This window comes from Paenibacillus sp. LjRoot153 (assembly GCF_964253085.1).
GTDB lineage: Bacteria > Bacillota > Bacilli > Paenibacillales > NBRC-103111 > Paenibacillus_E.
In genome coordinates this window covers 5,291,039-5,317,566 of sequence record NZ_CAXUQH020000001.1, presented here as the reverse complement: position 1 = coordinate 5,317,566, position 26,528 = coordinate 5,291,039, and the positions used below count along the sequence as shown (strand labels likewise).

Here is a 26,528-nt window from a genome sequence, read left to right as displayed (position 1 = left end):
AAAACTGCAAAATTCGACAAAATTGCTTTATAATAAGGATATAAAACGCTGTTGAGGGAGATCGTAAGCATGTTTTCATCACTAGACAAGTTCCCATTAAAAACGATATTAATTTTCTTAATCGCCATATTAAGTATGAATTTAACGTATTTTCAACATTCGAAGATTCTTCTGAATAACCAGCAAAAAGAGAAAATAAATCTTGTGACCTCTACGATTTCAACCGAGCTAGATAAACAGAGTGAAGTAGAAGCAACCTATGATGAAATGCTTGGTCATGATCTCAGAACAGCTTCGATCGCTATCCTGAAGTCGTTACATCCTGACTTTCACCAAGTGACGAATGATCAGCTTGTCGATTTGGCGAAGCAATTGAATTTAGATGGGATTACGTTATTTGAAAGACGAGATGATGACTTTATTGGGGTTAGATCTTCAGATCCCAAAGAAATCAATGCAAGCTCGAAAACGTGGGGAATCGTATATTCAGCGCATTTACAGTTAACGGATCGTAAAAGTGTAGATGTAGGCACAGGGTTAACTCTCGACAATTATTGGAGCGGACCTATTGATACAGCCTCGACGGATGAAGCCAACATCAGAAAATGGGGAGAATATTATGATGGCACCACCAATTATATAATTAATCCGTATTTGAATGTGTCAAGTAGTCTGCAGCGTTATCGTGAAAAAGTAGGTGTAGATGTTAGCATCCAAGAGCTACTTGAAAATAACAAAGGAAATTTAATCGAGATTAGCGTCCTAAATCCGGAAAAGATCTTCGATAAAACGCCAACACCTAATAATAGAGCCAACTGGTATTCAGAGCGACTCGTCTTAAACGGTACATATAACTATAGAGATAGCATTGAAGAGAGTAAAATTAAGGAAGCGTTGGCCAAAAACAGTACCGTTTTTTACAACGTCAATTTGAATGGGACGAACATTCTGAAAAGCTTTACACCGATGGTCACATCAAATCTGAAGTATAAGCGTGATGACTTACCCAAAGTGGTCATGGTTGCAACCGATTACACGCAAATCGAAAAAACATTACATCAGCAGTTTCGTGAAGTTTTTATATTCATGAGCATTGTCACGCTTCTAGTTTGTTTTGTTATTATCATTCTGTATTCGATTACCCGGAAGAAAAATGAAGGAGCTGTGAAAACAGTTCAAGATGTTTATCTGGAGAACATTAATTCAATTGTTCAGTCGATCAAAGAACAGCGTCATGATATTATCAACCATATTACGACCATCTCCTGGATGATTAAATTGAAGAAATATGAAAGTCTTCAAGATTATATAGACCCTTTAATCCAAGAAGCGAAAATGATGGATAACAAAATTAAAGCAGTTGAAATTAATATTCCAGCATTAAGCGGAATTATCCAAGCCAAGTTGGCACAATCCGAAGTGCACAACATTGACATGCAGGTTGATTTTAAAAATATGGAAAATTTACAACTCACGACGATAAAGACCACTGACTTAGTCCGTATATTAAGTAATTTAATCGATAATGCGTTTGACGCGACGATTGAGCTGCCTGTCACTGAAAGGAAAATCAATGTGGAAGGCATCGTTCAAGCCAACCAACTCACGATTCAGGTGCAGAATTCTTGTAATCCCGTTAGTTCTGACATTCACGCGAGAATATTTGAATCAGGCTTTTCGACCAAAAAAGGCAAGAACAATAAAGGACTTGGGCTTCATATCATCAAGCAGTTAATTGAACGCTATAAAGGAAGAATTGATTTCACAACGCAAGAGGCTGGAGTTATGTTCTCCATCGTCATTCCACTAAAACATGAAAAATAAAATTTTGAATGTATAAGATTTCCTTACACTCCACATCCTAAGTGTACACCACGAGAAGGAGTGATTTACGAATGGCTAATAACAATACATTGCTAGTTCCACAGGCCAAAGCCGCTTTAAATCAATTGAAGTATGAAGTTGCTCAAGAATTAGGGATTGCCTTGCAACCAAATGGTTATAATGGAAATCTTCTTACACGCGACGCAGGTTCAATCGGTGGTACAATCACAAAGAGATTAGTGCAAATTGCTGAACAACAGCTGCAAGGCTTCAAACGCTAGACCATTGGTTAAAGGTACAAGTATTAAGAAGACTACAATCACTCTTCCTACTCGGGTGACTGGAGTCTTTTTTTTCTTTACAAATCTAATTGTTTAGGGAATTATGTAACATGAGACTAAGTCAAAGTGAGAGGAAGCAACGATGATTTTACCGGGGATTGTATCCGTCACATTTCGTGAAAGATCAGAAGTGGAAATACTTGAATTAAGCAGCAATTGTGGGTTAAAAGCAATTGAATGGTCGGAGAACGCGCATGTTCATCCGGGGGATGAGCTTGGCGCACACAATCTGTACACAAGAACAATTGATTCCGGCATGCAGGTAGCCGCCTATGGTTCTTATTTTCGATTGCTTGCGAACCAACAACCTGAGGAAGTTTTTCAAGAGAGTCTGATGGCTGCGAAAGCTTTGCATGCCCCGCTCATTCGCATATGGGCAGGAACATTACCCTCTTCGGCAGCAACGTCTGAATATCGTACTCGTCTTGCAAAAGAAGCTAAACTGATTGCTGAGATGGCTGCAGCAGAAGGTATAAAAGTTGCACTTGAGTGGCATAGAGGGACTTTAACGGATACGAATCAATCGTCTATGCTGCTGCTAGAGGAGGCGAATCATTCCAATCTGTATTGCTTATGGCAGCCAACACCGGAGCTTTCCATGAAAGAACGTTGTGAAGGACTGCATGAATTAGCGGCGCGTAAGAAGCTGTTAAACCTTCACACTTATTATTGGGAAGGAGATATTCGCAGACCATTTTCAGAGGGGATTCACGAGTGGGCTCGATACTTGAAACAGATCGATAGCCGTGAGGATCGCTACATGCTAATGGAGTTTGTAAAGGATAACACCTTTGAACAATTTAGATCAGATGCCGCAGCATTACAGCAATTATTAAATGATTTGTCATAGAGACTTACACCAATAAACGGAGCAGCGCGAAAGCGAGCTCCGTTTATTTTTATTCACATACATCTTTAACAATTAGGAGTGTAGTTACCTAACAATTATAGGCTAAAGTGAGTGTATTGAACGTAGTCATAACCGGTCACATACAATGGGATAGGGGAGAGAAGCATGACTCAGAACTTGCAAAATTTATTACTCGATAGTGTACGAGTTTCAATTGGCAACATGCTACCACAATCATTAGATCAAACCGAAGTTAGTACAAGCAATGAACCGATCCGTAAGGATGAAATTGGCGTATCCATCAATTTCACGAATAGTGAGTATTGTATGATTTTAGACGGGCAGCGAGTCGTATTTAGCCGAATGAGTGAAGCGATATTTGGGATGTATATGGAAGGTGAGATGCTAGATAGCTGTGTGAGTGAAATTGCCAACATTATTGCGGGCAGAACCACGACGATCCTAGGTGAACAAGGTGTTGCACTGGATATTACGCCGCCGTCTTTATTGGAGGATAATTACCATTTTGACGATCAGGCTAATAAGCTGATGTTGCCCATATCCATTCAGACGGTTGGGGATATCCGTGTAGTTTTACTGAAAGAGTATTGATAAGAGGAGTGATTGATCGTGGCAAAAATTTTAATCGTTGATGATGCAGCTTTCATGCGTATGATGCTGAAGGATATTTTGACCAAAGGCGGACATGAAGTCGTTGGTGAAGCGGAAAATGGATTGGTCGCTATCCAGAAGTACCAGGAGCTTAAACCGGATATTGTAACGATGGATATCACGATGCCTGAGATGGAAGGCGTAGAAGCTGTTAAGGAAATTAAGAAAAAAGATGCGAATGCCAAAATTGTAATGTGCTCAGCAATGGGGCAGCAAGGCATGGTCGTACAAGCGATTCAGGCTGGAGCCAAGGATTTCATTGTCAAACCATTTCAAGGTGATCGTGTTTTGGACGCCATACGCAGAGCTATATAATACATATAGAAGAACGCTCATCCTTCGCTGATCAAGCACAAGGATGAGCGTTTTTTGTTAAGTTTTATGGGAGGACATTCAATATGTTTAGGTTAAAAGACTTATATTTGTAAGGAAAGTTATAGGTCTAAAGACTAAATTTTGCGAAGGGACGCTTACAAATTAGGACATTTTTCGTCATGATTACCCATGATTCTCACAAAACATTAGCTAATTATTAGCAAAAAACATGTTTATCTAAAATCCTCGACAGAAGTTTCACAACAATTAATCGGTAAGATACATATATAAAGAAGTTAACAAACTTTGTTATGGAATTGCGAGGGACCTACAACAATGAATCTAATTGACTACTACCGCGAGCAATTTCTCGAATTAAAATCACAATTCGAGCCTAATTGGGAGGAGGATCCATTTTATCAATTTGGATTTCGATGGAACGCATTTACGACGAATAGGTATAAAGAATTTTTCCAGTTGACTCAAATCCAAGGTGAACCACTCTACTTAATGTATGCGATTGAACTTCCAGAGAAATACAAAAACACGAATATAAGTGAAGTTGTTAAGAGTGCATCTTCTTCCTACGAGCTTACCATGTATTACTTCTCGGAAAAAATTCTTTTAACTTCTTGTGTCTCGATAGATAATTTACAACAAACCTCGTTAGGTTTTTTAAATCAAGCACGTGGGGAAATCATTGATCTTGTGTTCTCAGCTATTCAATTAAAAGATATATAACCAACAATTAGGGGGATTTAGTAATGAAGGCAACAATTAGAATGAAATTATTAGCAGGATTTATCCTTGTACTCGCACTAACGTTCACTGTAGGGCTAGTTGCTATACTGAGTATGAATTCCATTCAGAAATCAGCTGTAAATGTTCAGGGAAATTGGCTGCCTAGTATTCTCAAAATTGATCAAATCAAAACTGATTTTTTTGAAGTCAGAGTGGCTTATCATCAAATAATTCTTGAATCAGACCCAGATAAAATTGCGGGTGCTCAAGCTACCATTCAACAAAACAAAGAAAATACGTTAAAAGAAATGAAAATGTATGCGGAACTCGTAAACTCAGGAGAAGAGAAGAAGATATATGATGATATTTTGGCTTCAATGACAACTTACATGAACCAAGCAGACAAGATAATTGAGCTAGCAAGCAAGAATGAAGATAAGATGGCTTATGATGCGATCACGCAAGTAAGACCAGTTCGTACACAAACAACAGATTTATTCGAGAAGTGGATCCACTATAACGAGGTTGGCGCCAAAGCAGAAGTGGATACGGCTGTATCCGAAAATAAATCGGGCACATTGCTCATTATTTTACTCGGTGCATTCGCGATTTTGATCGGAATTAGTGTGGCTCTTTATATGTCAGGCAGTATTTCGAAAACAGTTCAATCCCTTCTATCGGTCGTCACGAAAGCATCCGAAGGTGACCTAAGAGAGAAAGCAACTTCGAAAACAAAAGACGAGCTTGGCGCTTTGGCCAACGCCTTTAATGATATGCTAGAAAATCTCCGTGTTCTCATCAGTAAAACCGTATCTTCCTCACAAAATGTGGCAGCTGCCGCAGAAGAAATTTCTGCAACGACAGAGCAAATCGCCAAAGGAAGCATGCATCAAGCGGAATCAACTCAAACCGTAAACAGCTTATTTAAGGAACTTTCACTTGCGATTGATTCTGTTGCTCAAAATGCTGAGGTGGTTGCGGAACTGTCTGAACAGACTAGAAATGGCGCCAAAGATGGCGGAATCGCTGTACAAGCTTCTATTACTTCTATGGGGAATGTATCGAAACAAATGTCTCTGCTTGAGCAAGATGCACAGAAGATTGGCCAAATTATTGAGGTCATTGATGATATTGCAGACCAAACCAATTTATTAGCACTAAACGCTGCGATCGAAGCGGCAAGAGCAGGGGAGCAGGGCAGAGGCTTCGCGGTGGTAGCGGAAGAGGTTAGGAAATTAGCTGAACGCAGTGGTGAAGCGACGAAACAAATTGCCATCATTATTAAAGGCATGCAAACGAATACGGATTTGAGTGTCAAAGCTGTCTCAGAAGCAGCTGATCTATCGGAACGTACAGGTATTCAGTTTGATAATATCGTTCGCATGGTCGCGAATACGGCACAGCAAGTGACAGAAATCGCTGCCGCTAGCGAGCAACAATCCGCTCAATCGGAAGAAGTTCTGAGCTTTATTCAAAATATTGCTTCTGTTAGCCAAGAGTCTGCGGCTGCTGCCGAGGAAACGGCAAGCTCCTCCCAATCGTTAGCTTCCTTAGCAGATGATTTGAATCAATCCGTTTCGAATTTCAAAGTGTGAGAGGGCAGGGTTGCACATGACAACGACGGTCACTCCTTTATATGTTGAAGGTCAGATTGGGCAAGAGCACTATGCCTTTTCTATCGCGTATATTCAAGAAATCATTAAGATGCATGAAATTACTGTTTTGCCAGGAAATAAGAAAAATTTGCGTGGGGTCATCAATTTGCGCGGCATTATTATCCCCATCTATTGTTTACGCTCCATGCTGCAAATGAGTCCTGTCATGGATACGAAACATACACGCATCATGATTGTTCATCTAGCTGGTAAAACACTAGGGCTTGTGGTGGACTGTGTAAGTAGAGTGATCGGTTTTACGGAAGTCAAACCTGTTTCAGAGGAATTTGGTCAACAAGGCAGCATCTATCTGCAAGCCATCGGTGAAATTGAAGGCAGTTTTGTTGGGATATTGGATATTGGTGAGCTGTTTCTCCAGGAGGTAAGAGGCAATGAGTGATTTTCAAATGGAAGTATATATGGGTGTGTTTCTGGATGAATTGAGTGAACAGCTTCTTCTCTTGGATAAAAGTCTATTGGAGCTTGAGGAGAATGGCTCTAAGCCGGAAACGATTCAAACCATTTTTCGTATCGCTCATACGCTCAAAGGCTCAGCCGCTGCTATGGGGTTTGACAAGCTGAAAGAGATGATGCATAAATTGGAAAATATTTTTGATCATCTTCGCAATAATCGGATTCAAGTGAACACAGAACTGATGAATGTGTTGTTCCAAAGTATTGATTATATGAAGCAGCAACGAGAGCTCTTCCTGAAAGGGAATTATGAAGAGCAAGCAGTGGAGCATCTCATTGCAGTTCTTGAGCAGCTATCTCACGGGAATCGAGTTCCTCTGGATACTACAGCACCAGTGGCTGTACAATTAGCAGCGGCTGAGCCTGATCTCCTATCTATTCGCATCTTAATTGAGCCAGGTTCTGTGATGAAGGCAGTCCGAGCGGTGCTCGTGCTTCGTGAGCTTCAAGAAATGGGCGATGTGTTATCGACACAGCCGAGCTTCCATGCGTCGAGTTCTGATGAAGATCTGAAGGCTCCAATTCATTTTCTTGTTTCAACGAACCAAGCTTGCAAGGAGATCCAAGAGAGAATCAATCAAATTTCGCAACTGTCCGAAGTGATTGTAGGGCCATATAATAGCCAGCTTGTGGATCAAGGAAGCGAATCTAGGCAGCCTTCTCCTTCGACTTCAACACCGAATGGTGAGAATAAATCAGCTAAACCAGCACCAGCAGTTGTGAAAGAAGCCGCAGCAGTTTCTCACACTGTACGTGTGGATGTTCAGCGTTTGGAGCATTTAATTAACTTAGTTGGGGAATTGCTTATTGATAATACACGGCTCGTTGAGGTTAAGAAGCGGTTGCAAGACAAATATAAACAAGATTCCGATATTCATTTACTCGAAGATATTACCCACCATTTAGGCAAAATCGTCAGTAATATGCGTGATGGTATGATGAAGACCCGGATGATACCCATTGAGCAGCTTTTTAGCAGATTTCCCCGCTTAATCAGAGACTTGTCTCAAACAGCCAATAAAGAGATTGCATTGACGATCGAAGGGAAAGAAACGGAACTTGATCGCACATTGATTGAAGAAATCAGTGATCCGCTGATTCACATCCTCCGTAATGCGGCAGATCACGGGTTGGAAACGCCTGATCAGCGGGAAGCAGCAGGCAAGCCAAGAAAAGGGCATATCCGGATGAAGGCTGCACATGAAGAGAACTCCATCGTGATTACGGTCACAGACGATGGCCGTGGCATAGATTCGGAACGTATCCGCAAGAAAGCAGTCGATAAGGGGTTTATTTCGGAAGAAGAATCTCTGCATATGACGGAGAAGGAAATGATTAAGCTTATTTTCCACTCGGGTATGTCAACGGCTGAGCAAGTAACGGAGTTGTCTGGCAGAGGCGTTGGGATGGATATTGTCCGTTCGCATATTGAGAAGTTGAATGGGCTCATTGACATCGAGACGGTAATTGGTAAAGGAACCACGATTACATTGAAATTGCCTTTAACTTTAGCCATTATTCGCTCGCTTCTTGTTCGTCAAGGTCAGCGGACAATAGCGGTACCTCTATCAAACATCATTGAAATTTTCAGATACAACGAGCAGGAGATTCAATTGCTTCATGGTCAAGAGATATGTCATGTACGAGGTGAAATCCTGCCTTTACTGCGGTTGAATACCTTGCTTTCTCCTGGGGACAGCGTGAACGAAGAGGCATCTAAGAGCAAGAAGTCGATACTGATGATCGGGATGGCAGAGAAACGCATTTGTCTCGTCGTGGACCAATTAATTGCGAACCAAGAAATCGTAATTAAATCCTTGGATGATATTGTTGGCCACATTCCGTATATTGCGGGAACTACTATTCTTGGAGATGGATTGGTTGCCCTCATTCTAGACGTGAACGCAATGATGCAGAAATCATCTTCCGGACATGTTCGCTTCGGCATGAAGGATCGCGCGAATAAAGGTAAACATAACACGAAGCGAGAGCTGGTCACTGTTTGTTTCGATGCGGAATGGTACGGCTTCCATCTTGAACATGTGCAAGAAATTTTGGCGATGCCATCTTTGACGAAGATTGCTGGGACTGACCCTAACGTGCTGGGCATCATGAATATTAGAGAAGAATTGCTGATGGTTTATGATTTGCGCAGCAGTATGGGATTGTCAACACAATCCAGTTCTGCGAAATCTCGTGTTCTCATTGTGCGAGATGATGAACAATCCATTGGTATTGCTGTGGATTCCGTAACCGAAATTGTAACAGTGTTTGAGCACGATACCAATGAAGAGATTGTTCAAAGCAAAGCCTCGCTTTCTACGATTCGGAGTATTTATAAGAAAGAGGATCGGCTTATCCAAGTTTTCGATCGAGAGCAGCTGCTCTCGCAGTTGAAGATGAATACTTAAGAATTAGGTGACAAGTATGAGAACATTCCGTGTCCTAATTGTCGATGACTCCATCGTAATGCGAAATATGATTGCAAAGCTATTTGATCAAGATCCGCAATTTTCGGTGGTGGGATTCGCGGTTAATGGTGCTAATGCATTGGACAAAATCGTAGAACTACAGCCAGATCTGGTCACACTCGACATCGAGATGCCGGAGATGGATGGTTTAACGGCTTTGAATCAAATTATGACGTTTCATCCGGTACCGGTTATTATGCTGAGCAGTTACACGGAAGAAGGCTCGAATGCGGCGATGAAAGCTCTTGAGTACGGTGCGATGGACTTTTTTCAAAAGGAAACTCTTTTTCAGAAAACACGCAATGCGCTAACGGAAGAAGAATTTCTGTTAAGGTGCAAAACGGCCATGAATAAAAAGTTATTCCTACGTGATGAGACCAACCTACTCGGGAAGGAACAATCCGTCAAAAGTCACATCGAAATGCTCACCTTTTTACTAAAAATGGAAGAGGATCTGCTTCAATTCCAAGATGAGCTTCGTCAGAAGATTAGGCAGCAAAACGGACTGTTAAAGAAATTTCGAAAAGAACAGAATGAATTCATTTATAGCACATGGCAGGGTTCTTTGTTCGATCGACTTGGGATCAAGGAGACACAGACAATTGGAAAAGATCTGCATGCCATTTTCCCAAAATATATGGCAGATCACATGGTGCCCTACTATGAATCGGCTTGGTCCATGGAAAAGGTTGTCGATTTCGAAACGGAATGGCATGGCTATTATTTCTTAACGGTGCTTCGACCGATCAAAAACAATGGCGTCATTCGTGAGGTCATCTCATTAACTGTCGATATTACGGAGTCGCGGACTATGGAGGAGCGAATTCGTTATTTGGTCCATCATGATCCCTTAACAGGCCTTCCTAATCGACAGGTATTAACGAAATGGATTGAAGATGCCATTGGAAGGAAGGAGCGCTTCGCCGTTGTATTCGTAAATCTAGACCAGTTCAAGTTGGCCAATGAAACGTTAGGGCATGATGTTGGTGATCGCATTCTTCAGGTCATCGCGCGGAGGTTGAAGAATAGCTTTATGACTCAAAATCTGCATGTCTTTCGAGTTGGCAGTGATGAATTTATTGGACTCGTGAAGCATAAATCGAAGGATGAGCTGGATGTATACACACAAAGCATTGTTCAAAGTATCAATCAGCCGATTCGGATTCAGGAGCATGAAATTTACATTTCTCCCTCCATTGGGATTAGTCAGTATCCAGAAGATGACCAAGATCCTGAAACGCTTGTTCGTTTTGCAGATATCGCGATGGACTACGCAAAGGAGCTCGGCGGTAATCAAGTTCAGTATTTCAGCCCTCACATATATGCCAAAATAGAACGGCGAATTAAACTGGAAAAGCATTTGCGTAAAGCACTGGAGAAGAACGAATTTATCCTGATGTACCAACCTCAGGTCAACGTGAAAGAAAATAAAATCGTCGGTTTTGAAAGTTTAATCCGTTGGGATAGCCCACAGCTTGGGCTGGTTTCACCCTTGGAATTTATTCCGATTGCGGAAGAAACCGGTCTTATTTATCCCATTGGCAAATGGGTGTTCGAGGAGGCTTGTGCTCAGAATAAGCACTGGCAGACGCAAGGATTACCGAAGGTGTCCATCGCTGTGAATTTATCATCGAAGCAGTTCTACGATAGATCACTTTGTGAGCAAATCTCCAGAATCCTGCAAGCTACGGGACTCGAACCTAAGTACTTGGAGTTGGAGATTACAGAAAGTATGACGATGGATGTTCCAGTTGCACTAGCGACATTAAATAGCTTTAAGAATATGGGTGTGCAGATTGCCATGGATGACTTTGGGACAGGCTATAGCTCGTTGAGTTACTTGAAAGAATTTCCTATTCATCATCTGAAAATTGACCAATCTTTCGTGAAGGATATATCGGTGAACCCGACGCATGCAGCCATAGTTAATACGATCATTGCCTTGGCTCGCAATCTGAAAATTAATGTGATTGCAGAAGGGGTAGAGAATGAGGAAGATTTGCGCCTGCTGCAAGATTTTCATTGCGATACGGTTCAAGGTTACTTATACAGTCGACCCGTTGAGGCAAGCCAAGTGCCTGAGATTTTTGCAAGGTTTGGATGTAGATCTTTGGAAAGCCGATAATATGGATTGGAATGTTCCTATTTACATAGTTGAAATTCTGTTAGTGAATGCCTAGTGGCATTCGCTTTTTTTATGATATGAAACAGTGGACAAGTGTTATCGTTTTAGGGATTTCTGTCCATGTTGTGATTGTGAAGCGACACTCATCTCATTTGCATGCGCTTCTCATCTAATTCCTAAGAAAATGAAAGAAAATTGTTCATTTCCCCCCTATGTTCTCCCCCGATTGTCAACTATACTGAACTCAAAATTGAATGCGCCGGCAAAAAACAACAAGACAACATTTTTCTAGCGAGATGTCGAGCTGTGATTATAGGAGGGATGATTAAAAAATTGGTAAGTCAGGGTGCACAAAGCAAGTAAGTCGTTTTATTTTTGGATGATAGTTAAGCGCTTACAATAAAGAGGAGGCTTGGATCATGGGATTATTTTTGAGAAAAGGTAAGAGCTTAGGTGCTCTCTTCGTTACCATTATGATGTTGTTCTCACTGATGATAGTACTTGTACCGGTAACCGTATTTGCTGCAAATACGACTTATTATGTCGACGCTGTTAACGGCAGTGATTCGAACAATGGCACAAGCACTGCAACAGCGTGGAAAACGCTGACGAAAGTGAATAGCACAACGTTTCAGCCTGGTGATCACATTTTATTTGAGGCCGGTAATACCTGGGTGGGTCAATTATATCCGAAAGGATCAGGTGCCTCAGGCAATCCAATCGTCATTGATCAGTACGGCACAGGAGCCAAGCCAAAGTTTCAAGGCCAAGGTGCGGTTAAGGCTACCGTGTATTTGTATAATCAGCAATATTGGGAAATTCACAACCTAGACATTAGTAACCAAACAACGGGTTCCGTAGGTGATCTTCGAGGTGTACATATTACAGGAGCAGATATTGGAACGCTCAATTACTTCCGTTTAGATGGGCTCAATGTTCATGATGTGAGTGGTGAAGTCAATTGGATTGGCGGCGATGTGGCCGATAATGCAACAGGCATCACTTTCCAGACGGGGTGGGATCGTTCCAAGCGAACTGGCGGCATTGTATTCGATATGTCCTCAAATGTCCTAGCTCCTGCAGCAGCAACCATAAAGAGCAAATTCAACGATGTGGTTATTTCCAGTAGTTCCATTAAGGATACTTCCTTTGGAGGGATCATTTTCAAACAGTATACGGGCGATGGGAAAGATAATAACGGAAATCCGGCTGTTTCAGTAGGTTGGGGTGTTCGGAGCTCAGCTTCGGATACGAATTGGTATCCTTTTACGAATATCACGATCAAGAATAATTTCATTAGCCAAGCGAACACGATTTATGGATGTAATGGTATTTATTTGACGGATACCAAAGGCGCGTTAATCGAGAGTAACGTAGTTGCTGCAGCGGGCACTTCGGGGATTGAAACGTATTATGCCGATGATGTCGTGATTCAGAAAAATGAAACTTATGGTGTGGTTAAAAAAGCAGGGGGTGCCGACTATAACGGCATCGATACGGACAAAGGAACGACGAAACAGGTCGTCCAATACAACTACATTCATGGCAATGGGGATGGAATTCTGCTGTGTCAATTCAGCTTCGGTGACTCCATCATCCGGTATAATGTGATTACAGGAAATTCGAGATATCAAATTTATCTCCATTCCGATTCGGCAGCAACCTCACAAATTTATAATAATACGATCTACAATACGAATAGTACGTATTTGATTTATGGCTATGGCACTTATATAAATGCCAGCTACAGTATAAGAAATAACATCTTGGATTCGACGCAGAGTTCAGCTGTATTAACAACAGGCGGAGGTATTGTCTACAATACGAATAGTTACTATGGGACTGGATTAACTGTCCCAACGGGAGATGCGAATCCGAAAACAGGTGATCCGAAATTGGTGAGTCCAGGAACTGGCGGTACGGGAACAGAAGCGAGCGGACCTGCTATGAGCGCATTAGGAGGCTATATGCTTCAAACCAGCTCGCCACTCATTAACCAAGGTGTGACCATCTCATCAAATGGCGGCGTTGATTTCTGGGGAGACACGTTATACACAGGCGCTGCCGATATTGGTGCAGACGAAACGCAGGTTACAGGGGGAAGTACTGGCCCCACTTACTTAGTGAACGATACATTCGATGCCGTGACTACTGGCAGTGCCCCAACAGGCTGGACAATTGCTAATGGTACGAGTCCAAACGCGATTACGGTGCAAGCTGTGCCAAGTGCAACCGATAAGAGCGTACAGCTCAGCAAACCGACGGCATCAGGGAAAACCACGATGTCCAAATCGTTTGGTGCCACAAGCGGTACGGTGACCATCGAAGCACGGGTTAAACGAAGCGAAACAACGTCTTGGTGGTGCTTGCCGTACATCTATGACAGTACTGGTGTCATTGCTGAGTCAATCGCCATGGATACAGGGAATATTAAGGCGAACGTTAATGGGACATGGACGACCATTCAAGCCTTTACGGCGAATACCTGGTATGACTTGAAAGTTGTTTTGGATACGAATACCGATAAATTTGATTTCTATGTCAATGGCACGTTGAAACTGTCCCAGGCAACAATGAGAGCGGCTGTTTCCAATGTGTTCAAGATCGAATTCTATGCGGATAACTCGCAAACAGGTACGACAAATGTTGATAATGTGAAAGTTTATACGCCGTAACGATATGGTTTCAAGAAATCCCGAATTGCTGGAGACAGTGATTTGGGATTTTTTGTGTGAAGTGAAGCAGAATGCTTGGAATAGTGAAAGAGAATCGTTCATTTACCTACTGGTTTTGAGCGGGAAATCGACCTTATAATATGGCATATTGAAATTAAGAGGAGGTCACACATGTTGCTTCAGCCAAAAAGATTGAAATGGTCATCCTTGATCCTCGCCATTGTACTCGTGTTTGGAATAGTAAGTTCTCTTCTTCCGGTATCACGCGTTCAGGCATCACCAGTCACGGGGATGACCTACTATGTAGATGCGACAGGAGGTAATGATTCGCATACAGGTACGAGTGAAGGCACAGCATGGCAAACGTTAGGAAAAGTAAACGCTACCATTTTTCAACCTGGTGATCGGATTTTGTTAAAGTCAGGTGAAGTTTGGGAAGGTCAGTTATGGCCCAAGGGCTCGGGTAGCTCAGGCATTCCGATTATCATTGATCAATATGGCAGCGGGAGTAAGCCTGTCATTCAAGGGAAAGGCTTGGTAGAAGATGCGGTACGTTTATTCAATCAGGAGTATTGGGAGATTCATCATTTAGATGTTTCCAATGCTAAGCCAGCAACAGCAACACCAGGTGAGAACCTTGGTGATTACAGGGGCATTCATATCTCTGGTGATAATAGTACAACATTGGATTATTTCCGTATCGTAGCTGTCGATGTTCATGATGTAACGGGGCAAATTAACTGGATTAGCGGTACACAGCCAGTTCCACCTCAGCCGGGTATTCGTTTCAAGACAGGCTGGGACGGCTCCAAAAAAACTGGAGGCATCGTATTCGACACAACAGTGCCGAATATATTTAGTCCACCTAGTCAAGCGACTGTAATAAATGATGTAGTCGTGGAACAATCCACAATTACGAATACGTCTTTTGCCGGTATTACTTTTAAGCAATACACAGGGGATGGGAAGGATGCGGATGGGAATACCATTGCAGTATCGACGGGCTGGGGTGAGCGAGCCAATGGGACCGATCCGAAATTTACACCGCATACCAATATTATTATTAGAGACAATTATATAACGCAAAAAGATACGGCATACGGCTGTAATGCTATGTATTTGACAGATATAAGAGGCGGTCTTGTTGAAAATAATGTCGTCTATAAGGCAGGAACATCAGGGATTGAAATGTACTATGCAGATGATATCGTCGTGCAGCACAATGAGGTTTATGAGACAACGCAAAAAGCCGGCGGAGCCGATTCCAATGGGATCGATCCGGATAAAGGGACGACAAAAATAGTCATTCAATATAACTATATTCATGATAATGGGGATGGCATTCTCATTTGCCAATTTGTATTCGGCGATACCGTGATTCGTAATAATGTGATTAAAAGCAACACCAGATATCCCATTTATCTGCATTCGGATAAGAAGGCGATAGCTGAGGTGTATAACAATACCATTTATAATGATAAAAGTAATTATTTGATCTATGGCTATGGCACATCTTTAGACGCAACTTACAACATTCGTAATAATAATCTGTACACGACACGTGCAGGTGCGACAATCACAACAAGTGGAACTACGTTCTACGAGAATAACAATTATTTTGGTACCGGGTTAATGATTCCTACCAGTGATACCAAGGCTCTACAAGTAGATCCTAAATTTGTTAGCACGGTGACAGGCCCCTCTGGAACCATCGAAACAGGCCCTAGATTAGATTCAGCGCTGGGTTTTCGTTCAAAGTCAGGTTCAGCGATGATCAATGCCGGACTTGGGATGTCTAATAACGGCTCGAAAGACTATGCGGGTAAAACACTGTATAACGGGCTCCCGGATATCGGGGCATTTGAATATTACACAGAAGCAGATAGCACAACAGAGTCTGTGAACGGAAAAGTAAAGGATGGCTCTGGCAAAGCAGTTGCTGGAGCGAAGGTATCCATGGTTATCAATACGGTGAGTTATTCAGCAACCACTGATGCAAAAGGCTCGTTCGTGATAGCGGATGTACCCTTAGCTACAGGGGTGGAGCTTAAAGCTGAAAAGACGGGTTATACGACAACGACCTCGACAATCGCGATTCAACCACCGAATATGACGACACTGGATATTGTCATTACGTCCACAAGTCCTTATGGCAGTCTACGCGGAAGCATTTTGGATGAGAAGATGTCCGCTCTTGAGGGAGTTTCTGCCAAAGTCATGTATGAGGGTGAGGAAATTGTTAGTGGAACAACCGATAGTACGGGTACTTTGCAATTAGGTCAGGTGCCGATCGGCGAGAATTACACAATTATGCTTTCGAAAGCAGGATACTTTACTGTTTCCAAAGGTAATGTCACCATTACCCCGGAGAGTCTCACGGATATTGGCAAAGTCTTACTCTCGAGCAAACAACCGCAAGTGCTTTACAATCATACATTTAATAACCTTTCGACAGGAGCATTGAGCTCGGGAAATAATTTAACAATCAGCACCAGTGGCGGGAGTGTTGAGGTTGCTGAGGTCCCTAGTGTGTCAGATAAAAGTGTCCTCTTAACGAGAAGCAGCAACTCGGGAAGCACGAGTCTTTCTCAAACTTTTGCTACACCACTAACGGGGATTGTCACCATTGAAGCCGATTTGAAAAGAAAAGACACGTATGCCAGTGGGAATAACTGGATCAGCTTACCCTATGTGTATGGTAGTACGAATCTAACGAATCCTGGCATTAGTTTTGCTTTTGATAAAGGCACGATGAAGGGATATAAAGGTACAACGTCGACTGATTTTATGAAGTATGTTGTAGGCCAATGGTATAACATGCGTATGGTGATCGACATGGCTGCACAAAATTTCGATCTATACATCGATGGTCAAAAGATAGTAGACCATGCCGCATACCGAATCGCCATGGCGGATATTAAAAAGATCGATTTCTATGCGAATAGCTCCAATTATGGCAGTGTTTATGTCGATAATATCCGGGTTTCGCAAGGGATTGGTTATTCTAAGACAGACACTACACTTGCAGATTTATCCAGTGATGCCGGGACATTAATACGTCTGGATGGTACACATTACGCGATGCAAGTACCGAGTAATGTGGAGAGTGTGAATCTGACACCTGTAGCCAGTAGTCCTAATGTAAAATCAATTCTTGTAAACGGCGTATCTGTGGTAAGTGGTAATAGCTCTGATTTCGTTACTTTAACTGGAGATGACACAGACATTCCAGTTGTTGTAACAGCAGAAGATAATCTGACAACGGCCACATATACGGTTTCGATTCATCGGATCTCGGCTCAAGTCGATGCATCTTTACATGGACTACTTGTTAATGGTGGAACATTATCACCTGATTTTGATCAGGACATAACGCAATATCAAGTCAATGTTCCCTATGACATTCGTGACATTACACTTGTTCCGACAGCAGGTAACAGCCAAGCGGATATCACGATCAATGGAAAAACGGTATTAAGTGGTGCAACGTCAGAAGCAATTCCATTAGTTGAAGGACAAAATCAAATTGTCGTTTATGTAGTTTCATCTGATGGAACTGCTAACGAAACGTATGAAATTGCCGTTCATAGGGCCAATAGTCCTTATGGTCAAATAGCAGGAACTGTCATGGATCAAAGCAACCATCTCGTATATGGTGCTCATGTAACACTTACGAAGCTTGGCGAGTCAAGAACTACGATAACAGATGCTTCCGGTAAATTTACCTTCTCTGACGTGGTACCTGATACAGAATTTACAATCACAGCACAAAAAGCAGGCTATGACGAAGCGACGATGGGTAATGTCACGGTGACGGTTGGACAGACTACGTCAGTGAACCCATTGTTCTTGCAAGCACACGGAGCCATAGCATCTTTAACAGGTGCCGCAGAAGCGACACCGGGACAATTGATGCAATCTACGTTCCAAATTAACAATGTGTCGAGCAGTGTGTACTCGGCCGTGTATTCGGTTGACCTCATAGTAGATTTCGATTCAACAAAGCTGCAGTGGATATCTACACTTCCCAGCTCATCTCAATTCCACATTATACAAGGTGATCAAACAGCTGAGGGATCACTTATAATAAAAGTGTTGATGGCGGATGTCAATCAAGCTATCCTGCCTGATACGGATCTCTTCGTTGTAAATTGGAAGGTTAAAGACATAGCTCCCTCAGGTGAAACAGTGGTCAGATTAACGAAATCAGACTTAATGAATGGTCGGGGAGATCTATTTCAAGCGACGACTTCAGAGCATGCGTTTGAAATCAAACGAGAAGTGATTGTAGATCCAGATCCAACACCAGATCCAACACCAGATCCAACACCAGATCCTGATCCGACACCGACACCAACACCAGATCCAGATCCTGTGACTGAGCCAGACACGGGACAGAATACGACGAAAGACCCGTCCCAACTTTTGCTAGAGTCGAACGACCAAGGAACTGCTATGATTACGAAGGCTAACTTAGAAAGCGCTATTCAATCAACACAAGATGATCCAAATGGCAAAAAAGTGATCGTTGTTAACTTGAAATCCAACTCGTCGTCCTTAGAACAATTTGGCCTGCTGCTACCAGCAGAGCTGTTGAAGGCGAATGAGCACGCATTTGAACTTAAGCTTCAATCGGAGTTGGGCACTATTGTTATCTCTGATCAAATGCTGAATGGTCTCGACATTCTAGGCGACATGGTGGAAATTCGCTTAAAGAAAGCTAACACGATCGGGAATCATCCTGTTTACGACGTGCAGCTGCTTGCCAATGGAGAGTCGATTGCGTGGCATAATCCTGAAGCACCAGTCACGATTCGCATTCCTTATGTACCTTCACAAGAAGAACAGCAGAATCTTAATCACATCGTAGTATTTTACGTCGATCCACAAGGACAGATGATACCTGTACCTAATGGACATTATGACGTACAGGCAGGTCAAGTCATCTTTACAACCAAACATTTTAGTCAGTATGCAATCATGTTTAAGAGTCCAACTTTCACTGATCTAGCTTCTGTGAAATGGGCACAAGCGTCAATTGAAACACTTTCGGCCAAGGGAGTTATTGAAGGCAGAAATGTACACGAGTTCGACCCACAAAGCAGCATTACACGAGCAGATTTCATTGTTCTATTAATGCGAGCACTGGATCTTCCAACGCGTACAACGGATGCCTTCACGGATGTTGCCAGCGGTAACTATTATTTCAATGCGCTTACCAATGCCAAGGCATATGGCATTACAACGGGTACAGGAAATAACCTTTTTGAACCAATTAAACAAATCAGTCGTGAGGAAACGATGGTACTGACTGCAAGAGCGCTTCAAGTAAGTAAGCAGCTTCCTAGTAGTCCAAGTTCAATAGCGGCAAAACTAGACTATAAAGATGCTTCCGACATTTCTGACTTTGCCATAGGTAGTATTGCAGCCCTTACTGCCGAAGGCTTTGTTCAAGGTGATGAAACAGGCATTCATCCGAAGCAGGTGCTCTCCCGCGCACAAGCGGCTGTTCTGATTCATCGGATTGTAGTGAATAATTAATCGTATAAAGGCAAGACCCAGAGTGACAATTGCTCTGGGTCTTCTTTACATGTTAATTTTTTTACTGTGAAATAGTGAAAGAACTTCATTCGATGCGCAATGTAACTAACATGAGATGCCTTTTATAATAAAACTATAAGATAACAAGCGAATCACGTAGCGCTTTGAACAGGGAGTGGAATGATTAATGGAAAGCACCGTGCTGCAAACAGACCGTTTGCTTGCAAAACCGAAGAAAAAGAAAATCCCGTTTCTGAGCCGATGGGAATCTCCCGTGGCCGGTTACCTCTTTTTATCCCCGTGGCTGATTGGTTTTTTCCTGTTAACACTAGGGCCAATCCTGATGTCCTTGTATTACTCGTTTACGGATTATTCCTTGCTGGACGCACCACATTGGCTTGGCACACAAAACTACAAGCATATCGTGATGGAGGATGATACCTTCCGCGAGTCCATCAAAGTAACCTTGCTATTCGTCGTATTCTCCGTACCACTGAAACTCGTTACAGCCCTGTTGGTGGCGATGCTGCTGAATAAGAAAATCAGAGGGATCTCCTTCTATCGGACGATGATCTACTTCCCCTCACTGATCGGGACGAGTATCGCAGTGTCGATTCTATGGAAAAATATTTTCAGCAAAGACGGCTTTATTAACCAAGCCTTAGCGCTTGTCGGCATTCAAGGTAAGTCATGGATTGCTGACCCCGACACGGCATTAGGGACACTAGTGCTTCTAATTGCGTGGCAATTTGGATCGGCGATGATTATTTTCCTTGCAGGACTTAAACAAATCCCAACGGATTTGTATGAAGCCTCCTCCGTAGATGGCGCTAGTAAGGTAAGACAATTTTTCACGATCACGCTGCCGATGTTGTCTCCGATCATTTTGTTCAACTTTGTGCAATCAACGATTAATTCCTTCCAGATGTTTACGCAGGCGTTTATCATCACCAATGGGGGACCTGTGAATTCAACGTACGTATATGTCATGTACTTGTATGAGCGAGCTTTCTCGAAGTTTCAAATGGGCTATGCCTCCGCGCTAGCTTGGATTCTACTGGTCATTATTGCAGCGGTAACAGCGCTTATTTTCGCAACCTCTAAATACTGGGTTTACTATGAGACGCAAGGAGGGAAGGGGAAATGATGGCAAGACGCCAAGGTTTGACCCATCTTTTATTACTAATTTCAAGCATCATTATGATGTATCCCGTTTTTTGGTGGCTAGGAGCTTCGCTCAAAACGAATGATGAGATGCGCTCACCGAATTTATTTCCCGAAACATTCCGCTGGGCTAACTACACCGAAGGCTGGGTCTCGGTTCCTAATTATGACTTCAGCGTATTCTATATCAATAACTTTCAGTTAATTATTGGCGTATTGTTCACTAGTATCGTATCTTGCTCCCTTGTTGCCTTTGCTTTTGCTCGCCTGGATTTCCCTCTTCGTAAGTTGTGGTTCGGCATTCTGCTTGTGACGTTAATGCTTCCAACGCAAGTCACGATCGTACCTCAGTATGTGTTATTCAGTAAATTTGATTGGATTAATACGTATTTACCCTTCTATGTCCCTCATTTGCTTGCAGGCGGTGTAGGAGGTCCCTTCTTCATCTATTTGCTTGTGCAATTTATTCGTTCCATACCGAAAGAGTTGGATGAGTCTGCGAAAATAGATGGTTGTTCTTGGTTCGGTATTTACTGGCGCATTATTATTCCGTTGACCAAGCCTGCGCTGGTTACTGTCGCTATTTATTGTTTCCTTTGGAACTGGGATGATTTCTTTGGTCAATTATTGTATATCAATTCCGTTGATAAATACACGGTTAACTTAGCATTGAAGCTGTTCATTGATTCTGCGGGGACGGTGCCGTGGGGGCAAATGTTAGCTATGTCTTTAGTCTCTGTTATGCCTGCCGTGATCATTTTCTTCATAGCTCAGAAGCATTTCGTCGAAGGTATTGCTTCGGGTGCTTTAAAAGGATAAGCTTAGGAATGACTAGGAAAGCTGCTGCATTTGCCGCGGCTTTCTTTGCATAAGAGCTTAGTTTGAATCATACGGAGGGCAGACACATGCTGCAAAATCCATTCAAAACGTATCGCATTATCGCGGTTTATTTCTTCAGCTCAGCCGTCATTATAGCCATGTTGATCGGCATTGTGATTGCCGTTAGTTATTCGGGGACTTCGAGCGAAATTGCTTCCAATACTTCCTTTTATCAACAACGTTTGCTGAATGAATTGAGCAAAAAGATGAGCACAAGCTTAATTGGTATTGAGCAGACTTCGGGTACCTCGGCCAAGAATGTCGATCTTCTTTACGGCCGATTACGAGATAAGGACGCGTATGAGCGCCTTCAAATCGAGACAGACCTACAGAGTCAATTGAACTATCTGGTCTTCGGCACGCCGATTCTGCAATCGATCCATGTCTATTCGGATTACCCATTTACGTCGGATACCCAAGGTCCTGTTACGTTCTTTCAGATGTCGCAATTAGACAAGGAAGCATGGTATCCGAGTATTCTTGAAACGGATAGCGCTTGGCTTGGCGAGCACAAAATTATGTCCAATGGACGTGAAGAATCGGTGATAAGTTTCGCCCGTAAGGTCATCAATAATAGTAACCAGTATTACAGCTTAATGGTTTTTAATATTAAAGTATCGAGCATTAGACATCTGATTTCAACGGAAGACGATACGACCAATATGGCGTTACTTGATGCAGCAGGCAGATTGATTACGCATTCTGGCAACAGCAGCAAATTGCAGCAAGCGACACTTACATTGAAGGGGGAGATGGATAAGCCAAGCGGTTCCTTACGTGTGGAGGATGATTTCTTCGTTTGGGCCAAATCACCGGATTCCCAGTGGACACTCTTCGAGGCAAGCTCTTGGAGTGAAATGACCAAAGGCAGTAAAAGCATGGCGAAGCTCTTCCTCCTTCTCGGGGCTACTTCGATTGTGCTCGTGCTGTTACTTACCTTATTCTTATCCCGCCGATTTATGAGACCGATGAATCAATTGATTCGAGCCATGGGACAGTATTCACCTGGGGAAGATCAAGGATTACCTACCGATTATAAGAATGAATTTGGTAAATTATTTCATGGGTATCGAAAGCTGACACAACGGATCGAGGACCTCTATGAATCGTTGCGAGAACAACATGTGCAGCAGCGGGCGGCAGAGCTGAAATCGTTGCAAATGATGATCAATCCACATTTTCTATATAATACGCTTGATCAGATTAACTGGACGGCGATCGAGGCGGGGCAGAATAAGATCAGCTCTATGCTCGCGCAAGTAGCGAGTATGTTTCGCTTAGCTCTATCTAATACGAATAGTCTGGTGGCTGTAACAGAGGAAGTCGCGCATATTGAACACTATTTGAAATTTCAGCAGGTGCGTTGGGAAGATAAAATGTCGTATCGAATCAAAGTGGATGAAAGCTGTAAGAACACACTGATGCCGAAGATTTTTCTGCAGCCGTTCGTAGAAAATGCTTTTATGCATGGCTTTCATGGCGCGTCCGAAGCTGAGATAGGTATAGACATCTACCGAGATGAGAACAACCTATATGTAACCATTACGGATAATGGCAAAGGGCTCAGTGATAATTGGCAGAACAAGCCTAGGAAGCGCGGAGGCTATGGACTTCGTAATGTGAAGGAAAGACTGGATGCCTTATTCGGCAATCAATATAGCTTACAACTGAGTAATCGAGAGCAAGGCGGCGTTCAAGTTGACATTCGATTCCTACTATCAGACCAATAACCATATTCACAACATAAGGGAGTAAACGACTATGTGGAAAATAGCCATAGTGGATGATGATTTTCAGGTTTTACGAGGTTTGCGACATATCATTCCTTGGGCTGAGCTGGATGCAGAATTCGCGGGAGAGGCAATTGACGGAGAAAGTGGATTAGAATTAATCCGTGAAGTGGAGCCTGATATCGTTATTACGGATTTATATATGCCTGGCATTAGCGGTATTGAAATGATCGAGAAACTGCGGGTGGAAGGCTTTCAGGGCAGATTTATTATTCATAGCGGATATACCGACTTTGAGTATGCTAGACAAGCAATTCGATTAGATGTCGACGATTATTTGAATAAACCAATCACGATCGAACAGATTCGTGAAGTCTTGTTTCGGACGATTGGACAATTAGAAGATTTCTATCTGGAAAAAATGGAGAAAAAGCGGCTTATTGGTTTTGTTCAAAACTATGAGAAACAAATGGCAGATGAGCAGCTTGCTGCTCTGCTTAATGGTACGCTTCAGCCTAATGCGGCTGACATGAAGATCCCCAATGTCGAAGCGTACTGGACAGACTATGATCAGCAGGTAGTCGTGCTTGAACTGGTGAAGACAGACCGAATTACCGATATCTCGGTGGCGGATTGGCATTTATTTCGCTTCGCCATGTCCAATATCACGAAGGAGCTGACCCAGCAGGAATGGCCGGAATCAGCGTTTATTTGGCTATTCGGGCCGTATTCAGCACTTGTTTTACATATTCCTCGGGGCGAAGCAGATGAGCAATCTCTTGAAAGATCTGCACGCTTTATGGAGACATTAACAAGCAGCATGCTGCGGTATTTGGGCTTAACGGTGAAAGCTGCCCTAGGTGAACGCATAAGTAAATGGGAAGATTTGAAAAAGTCAGCAGACGTTGCTTTCGAATCGTTGCAAGCATTTGAACAAGGACAAGGTGCGATGGATCTGGTTCGTTACCTTTCCCAGTCTTTGCAGGAAAGCAGTGAGGAAGAGTTATGGTCGCATATTCAGCGGTTCATTAATCGGCAAGAGGCGTCGGCCAAAGGCGGAGACCCCAAGCTATTCTATCGTGTCTTAGCTACGGAAATTTGGACGCTGCTGCAATACGCAGCACAGCAAGCTGACATGTCGATCACCCCTGCGGATGAGAATGAGTTGGTTACGTCAACGGATACGATTATTCATCGTGCGGATGTGGAGAGCTACCTGCAAGCGAAGGTGAAGAGCATAGGATTGAAGCGACAGCCAAGCATTAACCAGAAGCATAAAGGGGCAGTCGATTTCATGCTCGGTTACATTCATGAGCATTATGCGAAAGACATTACGATGGATGAGTTGGCGGGACAGTTATTTATCTCGAAAAATTATTTGAATCAGTTATTTAAAAAGGTGACAGGGGAAACCTTTATGAACTATGTCATACGTGTCAGACTTGAGAAAGCGAAGGCTCTTCTCTTAGAAGGGAATTTGTTGATTTATGAAGTCTCTGAGCAGGTTGGATATCAAAATGTGCCATATTTCAGCACGTTATTCAAGAAATATTGCGGAATTAACCCAAGTGATTTGCTGAAAAAGTAGATTTGCTCCCCACTTGTTTCAAAAACTGAAAGAAATCAGTTCGATCCTCTCCTATACCGTTCAGGCTTTCAGCGATACGATAAGTGTGTGAGATCGACATATGCGAGAGGGGTAATTATACAATGAAGAAAAAATTAATGACTGCTGCACTATCACTTGTTGTCATGGCATCCGTATCAGCTTGTGGATCCAAAACAGAGGAAGCTCCAGCGAAAGCTTCGGTTCAACCATCAGCGGCTGCAACACCAAAGGCGGAACCTGCTGCGCCTGTTAAACTCCGTATTGCTTGGTGGGGCGCACAAGAACGTCACGATGCGACACAGAAGGCACTTACGCAGTATACAGCCTTACATCCGAATGTTACTTTTGAAAGCGAATTCTCGGGTTGGGATGGCTACTTCGATAAGCTCGGCGTTCAGTTCGCAGCGAAAAATGCCCCTGATATTATCCAAATGGACGCTGCTTACTTGAATGAGTATGTTGGACGTAATTTGGTCGCTGATCTAGCAAGCATTAATGTAGCGGATATGGACAAAGCCCTTATTGAATCAGGTAAAGTGAATGGCAAGCTCTTCGCAATGCCGTTAGGAACTGCCGCACTTGGCATGGCTTACGATAAAACGGTGATTGAAAAATTAGGTTTAAAGGCACCAGCTTGGGACTGGACGTGGGATGACTATTATAAATTCGGTCAAGATGCCAAAGCCAAACTAGGGAAAGATAAATATGTTTTCGTCGATCAAAGCTCAGATTTAGTTGACTATACAGCTTATCAGCTTAGCCAAGGCAAAGGGCAGTCTTTTACAGATAACAAGCTCTCCATCGATAAAGATACTTGGATTAAATACATGAACAAGCAAACTGAAATGCGTAAAGCTGGCATCGTTACGCCTGCTGACATTACGGTCACAGACAAGGAACTTGATCCGAAAATGGATAGTGTGGTCAATGGAACAGCGCTTGCTCGTCACATTTTCTCTAACCAAGTAGGCGCCATCAATGGTCTTAAACCAGATGCTTTTGGGTTTACAACACTTCCGAAAGCAGCACAAACGGGTGGTTGGTTAAAACCAGGGATGTTCTGGAGTGTAAACGCAGGCTCCAAGCAACAAGATGAAGCAAAGAAGTTCGTCGATTGGTTCATTAACGACCAAGAAGCAGGGAAAACATTATCCTTAACACGTGGTATTCCAGGAAATGCGAAAATCGTAACTACTCTTGCTCCGAATTTCAGCGCATCCGACAAAACATCCGTTGATTTTATTAACAAAGTAGGACCGGCAGCACAGAAATTCGTCGCTGAACCGCAAGGCTGGGGTAACTTCAAGAAAGACTACAAAACGATCGTAGAGAAAGTCATGTTCGACAAAGCAACTGCTGATCAAGCTTACGAAGAATTGATGAAAAAAGCTAAAGAGTATGATACAGCAGTAAAAAAATAATAGATGGCATAGAATCATGGCGTTGTCGCTTCTTAGGACGC

The 26,528-nt window shown here is 42.8% G+C and carries 17 protein-coding genes; all 17 read left to right on the top strand.

Going from position 1 to position 26,528, the window contains the following annotated elements; translation table 11 throughout:
* The first annotated feature begins 69 nt into the window (after positions 1 to 69).
* The 17 genes from ACSQ8P_RS23210 (at position 70) to ACSQ8P_RS23130 (ending at position 26,487) form a co-directional block, all read left to right on the top strand.
* On the top strand, positions 70 to 1,824 hold the full coding sequence (locus ACSQ8P_RS23210) for a sensor histidine kinase (protein ID WP_436237341.1): 1,755 nt from the start codon (positions 70 to 72) through the stop codon (positions 1,822 to 1,824).
* A gap of 71 nt (positions 1,825 to 1,895) precedes the next feature.
* The gene (locus ACSQ8P_RS23205) at positions 1,896 to 2,105 is read left to right on the top strand and encodes an alpha/beta-type small acid-soluble spore protein (RefSeq protein ID WP_056615159.1); all 210 of its coding nucleotides are present in this window, start codon (positions 1,896 to 1,898) and stop codon (positions 2,103 to 2,105) included.
* A 142-nt stretch (positions 2,106 to 2,247) separates the two neighbouring features.
* Positions 2,248 to 3,015: a sugar phosphate isomerase/epimerase family protein gene (locus ACSQ8P_RS23200; protein WP_436237340.1), complete on the top strand. Its 768-nt coding sequence runs from the start codon at positions 2,248 to 2,250 to the stop codon at positions 3,013 to 3,015.
* A gap of 165 nt (positions 3,016 to 3,180) precedes the next feature.
* Entirely contained in the window at positions 3,181 to 3,627 is a 447-nt protein-coding gene (locus ACSQ8P_RS23195; protein ID WP_436237339.1) for a chemotaxis protein CheX, read from the top strand.
* An 18-nt stretch (positions 3,628 to 3,645) separates the two neighbouring features.
* Positions 3,646 to 4,002 (top strand): response regulator, encoded by a 357-nt coding sequence (locus tag ACSQ8P_RS23190; protein WP_436237338.1) that lies wholly within the window; start codon positions 3,646 to 3,648, stop codon positions 4,000 to 4,002.
* Between the two features lie 336 nt (positions 4,003 to 4,338).
* Positions 4,339 to 4,743 carry a hypothetical protein gene (locus ACSQ8P_RS23185; protein WP_436237337.1) on the top strand — a complete coding sequence of 135 codons (405 nt, stop codon included), beginning with the start codon at positions 4,339 to 4,341 and terminating at the stop codon, positions 4,741 to 4,743.
* 23 nt (positions 4,744 to 4,766) lie between these two features.
* Positions 4,767 to 6,338, top strand: coding sequence for a methyl-accepting chemotaxis protein (locus ACSQ8P_RS23180; protein ID WP_436237336.1), 1,572 nt, complete (start codon positions 4,767 to 4,769; stop codon positions 6,336 to 6,338).
* Positions 6,339 to 6,354: 16 nt separating this feature from the next.
* Positions 6,355 to 6,798, top strand: a complete 444-nt coding sequence (locus tag ACSQ8P_RS23175) for a chemotaxis protein CheW (protein WP_436237335.1) — start codon at positions 6,355 to 6,357, stop codon at positions 6,796 to 6,798.
* Entirely contained in the window at positions 6,791 to 9,283 is a 2,493-nt protein-coding gene (locus tag ACSQ8P_RS23170; protein WP_436237334.1) for a chemotaxis protein CheW, read from the top strand. The genes ACSQ8P_RS23175 and ACSQ8P_RS23170 overlap by 8 nt, the downstream gene beginning before the upstream one ends.
* A 16-nt stretch (positions 9,284 to 9,299) precedes the next feature.
* Entirely contained in the window at positions 9,300 to 11,468 is a 2,169-nt protein-coding gene (locus ACSQ8P_RS23165) for an EAL domain-containing protein (RefSeq protein WP_436237333.1), read from the top strand.
* A gap of 419 nt (positions 11,469 to 11,887) precedes the next feature.
* Positions 11,888 to 14,143 (top strand): right-handed parallel beta-helix repeat-containing protein, encoded by a 2,256-nt coding sequence (locus ACSQ8P_RS23160; RefSeq protein WP_436237332.1) that lies wholly within the window; start codon positions 11,888 to 11,890, stop codon positions 14,141 to 14,143.
* Positions 14,144 to 14,314: 171 nt separating this feature from the next.
* A complete protein-coding gene (locus ACSQ8P_RS23155; protein WP_436237331.1) occupies positions 14,315 to 19,684 on the top strand; it encodes a carboxypeptidase regulatory-like domain-containing protein in 5,370 nt (1,789 codons plus the stop codon).
* A 187-nt stretch (positions 19,685 to 19,871) separates the two neighbouring features.
* Positions 19,872 to 20,831 carry a carbohydrate ABC transporter permease gene (locus ACSQ8P_RS23150; RefSeq protein WP_436237330.1) on the top strand — a complete coding sequence of 320 codons (960 nt, stop codon included), beginning with the start codon at positions 19,872 to 19,874 and terminating at the stop codon, positions 20,829 to 20,831.
* Complete coding sequence (locus tag ACSQ8P_RS23145; RefSeq protein WP_171629844.1) at positions 20,831 to 21,667, top strand: carbohydrate ABC transporter permease; 837 nt, start codon at positions 20,831 to 20,833, stop codon at positions 21,665 to 21,667. Before ACSQ8P_RS23150 ends, ACSQ8P_RS23145 begins: the two co-directional genes overlap by 1 nt.
* 86 nt (positions 21,668 to 21,753) lie before the next feature.
* Positions 21,754 to 23,457, top strand: coding sequence for a cache domain-containing sensor histidine kinase (locus tag ACSQ8P_RS23140; protein ID WP_436237329.1), 1,704 nt, complete (start codon positions 21,754 to 21,756; stop codon positions 23,455 to 23,457).
* Positions 23,458 to 23,488: 31 nt separating this feature from the next.
* Positions 23,489 to 25,045, top strand: coding sequence for a response regulator transcription factor (locus tag ACSQ8P_RS23135; protein WP_436237328.1), 1,557 nt, complete (start codon positions 23,489 to 23,491; stop codon positions 25,043 to 25,045).
* Between the two features lie 122 nt (positions 25,046 to 25,167).
* Positions 25,168 to 26,487: an ABC transporter substrate-binding protein gene (locus tag ACSQ8P_RS23130; RefSeq protein WP_436237327.1), complete on the top strand. Its 1,320-nt coding sequence runs from the start codon at positions 25,168 to 25,170 to the stop codon at positions 26,485 to 26,487.
* Positions 26,488 to 26,528: the final 41 nt, after the last annotated feature.

Bases quoted from the DNA above. Each gene is read 5' to 3' on its own strand.
- ACSQ8P_RS23210 (WP_436237341.1), top strand. From the start codon at position 70: ATGTTTTCATCACTAGACAAGTTCCCATTAAAAACGATATTAATTTTC.
- ACSQ8P_RS23205 (WP_056615159.1), top strand. From the start codon at position 1,896: ATGGCTAATAACAATACATTGCTAGTTCCACAGGCCAAAGCCGCTTTA.
- ACSQ8P_RS23200 (WP_436237340.1), top strand. From the start codon at position 2,248: ATGATTTTACCGGGGATTGTATCCGTCACATTTCGTGAAAGATCAGAA.
- ACSQ8P_RS23195 (WP_436237339.1), top strand. From the start codon at position 3,181: ATGACTCAGAACTTGCAAAATTTATTACTCGATAGTGTACGAGTTTCA.
- ACSQ8P_RS23185 (WP_436237337.1), top strand. From the start codon at position 4,339: ATGAATCTAATTGACTACTACCGCGAGCAATTTCTCGAATTAAAATCA.
- ACSQ8P_RS23180 (WP_436237336.1), top strand. From the start codon at position 4,767: ATGAAGGCAACAATTAGAATGAAATTATTAGCAGGATTTATCCTTGTA.
- ACSQ8P_RS23175 (WP_436237335.1), top strand. From the start codon at position 6,355: ATGACAACGACGGTCACTCCTTTATATGTTGAAGGTCAGATTGGGCAA.
- ACSQ8P_RS23170 (WP_436237334.1), top strand. From the start codon at position 6,791: ATGAGTGATTTTCAAATGGAAGTATATATGGGTGTGTTTCTGGATGAA.
- ACSQ8P_RS23165 (WP_436237333.1), top strand. From the start codon at position 9,300: ATGAGAACATTCCGTGTCCTAATTGTCGATGACTCCATCGTAATGCGA.
- ACSQ8P_RS23160 (WP_436237332.1), top strand. From the start codon at position 11,888: ATGGGATTATTTTTGAGAAAAGGTAAGAGCTTAGGTGCTCTCTTCGTT.
- ACSQ8P_RS23155 (WP_436237331.1), top strand. From the start codon at position 14,315: ATGTTGCTTCAGCCAAAAAGATTGAAATGGTCATCCTTGATCCTCGCC.
- ACSQ8P_RS23150 (WP_436237330.1), top strand. From the start codon at position 19,872: ATGGAAAGCACCGTGCTGCAAACAGACCGTTTGCTTGCAAAACCGAAG.
- ACSQ8P_RS23145 (WP_171629844.1), top strand. From the start codon at position 20,831: ATGGCAAGACGCCAAGGTTTGACCCATCTTTTATTACTAATTTCAAGC.
- ACSQ8P_RS23140 (WP_436237329.1), top strand. From the start codon at position 21,754: ATGCTGCAAAATCCATTCAAAACGTATCGCATTATCGCGGTTTATTTC.
- ACSQ8P_RS23135 (WP_436237328.1), top strand. From the start codon at position 23,489: ATGTGGAAAATAGCCATAGTGGATGATGATTTTCAGGTTTTACGAGGT.
- ACSQ8P_RS23130 (WP_436237327.1), top strand. From the start codon at position 25,168: ATGAAGAAAAAATTAATGACTGCTGCACTATCACTTGTTGTCATGGCA.